The 2117-nt window shown below is 33.7% G+C and carries 3 protein-coding genes; all 3 read left to right on the forward strand.

The window, feature by feature from the left end; all coding sequences use genetic code 11:
• The first annotated feature begins 270 nt into the window (after nt 1–270).
• Nucleotides 271–1089 (forward strand): MotA/TolQ/ExbB proton channel family protein, encoded by an 819-nt coding sequence (locus BHF71_RS09695; protein WP_069657441.1) that lies wholly within the window; start codon nt 271–273, stop codon nt 1087–1089.
• The gene (locus BHF71_RS09700; protein WP_069657442.1) at nt 1082–1834 is read left to right on the forward strand and encodes an OmpA family protein; all 753 of its coding nucleotides are present in this window, start codon (nt 1082–1084) and stop codon (nt 1832–1834) included. The genes BHF71_RS09695 and BHF71_RS09700 overlap by 8 nt, the downstream gene beginning before the upstream one ends.
• A 128-nt stretch (nt 1835–1962) precedes the next feature.
• On the forward strand, nt 1963–2117 hold a 155-nt coding region (locus tag BHF71_RS11695), incomplete at its 3' end, for a transposase (RefSeq protein WP_084024111.1).

The raw sequence follows: 2117 nt of genomic DNA on the forward strand, positions 1-2117 counted from the left end.
CGAAGAGAATTCTTACCAAGCAATGCCCCCATCAAATAAACAATGATTTTATTTTGAACCTCAATGTATAGTAGCAACAAAGAAATAACTTTAGACATCAAGTTTGCCGCCTCCTTTGTTTGAGTAATTTTTTGAATGGTCAACTAAAAATTACCCTTAAATTGAGGGGGTGGCAATACCTTAATATAAATTTTTCAATAACAACAAGGTTTTTGACACAATAATCTATAAAACTTTTGACAATACGGTAATTCGAAGTGGGAGAGAAATATGAAAAAAAATGATCACTTGACGCTAATAGGAATGATTCTTGGAATAGTTTTAATTTTTATTGCCATTGTTATTGGAGGAAGCTTTGCGGGTGCAAAGATCTTCTTTAGTGTGTCCTCACTTTTAACAGTTGTAGGTGGTTTGATTGCATCGTTGATGGTAAACTTCAAAACTAATGAACTAAAAGAGGCTATTTCTGCTGTCAAAACTACCTTCAAACGTGAGGAACAAAATATTTCTGAACTAGTGGAAATGTTTATTGAGTTATCTACAATTGCCAGAAGAGAAGGGCTATTAGCTCTGGATGGGAAAATAGAAGAATTGGATGATCCTTTTATTAAGAAGGGTATTTTGTTGACTGTTGATGGATTAGAGGCAGATGCAATTAAAGAAATTCTAGTTGCAGAATTATATGCAATAGAAGAGAGACAAAAGATAGGTAGAAACGTTATAGATAAAGCTGGAGAAATTGCACCTGCGTGGGGAATGGTTGGAACCCTTATCGGGTTAATATTGATGTTACAAAACTTAGACGATCCTAAAACAATAGGGCCGTCAATGGCATTAGCACTAATTACCACTTTTTATGGATCAGTATTAGCAAATCTGTTCTTTATTCCATTGGCAGGAAAATTACAAAATAAAACTGATTATGATTTATACATAAAACAAATAATGATTGAGGGAATTTTGGGGGTACAATCGGGGCAAAATCCAAAACTTCTTCAGGAAAAATTAGAAGTGTTCATTGATAAGGAAGTAGAAAAGCAAAGCGAAACACCTACTTCAGTAAATGAAGAGGTGCTCACTGATGTTTAATCATAAGAAAGACAACGTGAAAAAAGGTGCTCCGGCTTGGATGGCAACTTTTTCAGATTTAATGACCCTATTATTAGTATTTTTTGTTTTACTGTTTTCTTATTCAGAAATTGATGCTTCAAAGTTTCGAATGATTGCTAACTCATTTAAGGGGATTTTTGATGACCAGGCTACGTTCATATTGGACAATCCACCATCAAGTCCAGTTGAAAATGAGTTTCCTCCAGTTGATTTAAAAAAACATGAGACAGATCAAGGTAGTAAAGAAAATGAAAAGGATAGACAAATGAATGAGTTTTTGACGAAAATAAATAAATACCTTCGAGACTACGAACTTGAGGGAGTTGTTTCTGCTACTCGAGAAAAACGAGGAGTTGTATTGGTTTTGCAAGAAAACGTGCTATTTGATTTGGGAAGGGCAGTTGTGAAAGAGCAAGCAAAGCCTTTTTTGGGTAAGGTAGCAGATTTGATTAAAACTTTGCCTAATATGATTGAAGTAGAAGGACATACGGATAATCTAAGGATTATTCAACCTTCTCATTACACTTCAAACTGGAACTTATCTGGCGATAGAGCTGCTAATGTCGTTAACTATTTTATTAACGAACATTCAATAGATAGTAGGCGTTTTAAAATATCTGGATATGCTGATACACAACCGATTGCATCAAATGCAACAGAAAAAGGACGACAAAAAAATCGAAGAGTAGTTATCGTTATTCTTGATGAAGAGATTGATAATTAAGTTGAGAAAAGCACCGTCATTATTAATATGACGGTGCTTCAGCTTGTAGACAAAGTCTTTATTTAGACAAATCTACAAGCTTTTTTTGTATAATAAGTATGTAATAAATATCTTGTGAGGGGAGAAACATGTTAACAAAACGTAAGGAAGATGTAAGAACTCAAGTTGAATTAGTATCAATAGAAGATTTAGTACCAGAGGATCATCTAGTGAGGAAAATAGATCAAGCAATTGACTTTAGCTTTATATACGATTTGGTTAAAGATACCTATTCTTTAGATAA

The sequence above is a fragment of the Vulcanibacillus modesticaldus genome (assembly GCF_001730235.1).
Lineage (GTDB): Bacteria > Bacillota > Bacilli > Tepidibacillales > Tepidibacillaceae > Vulcanibacillus > Vulcanibacillus modesticaldus.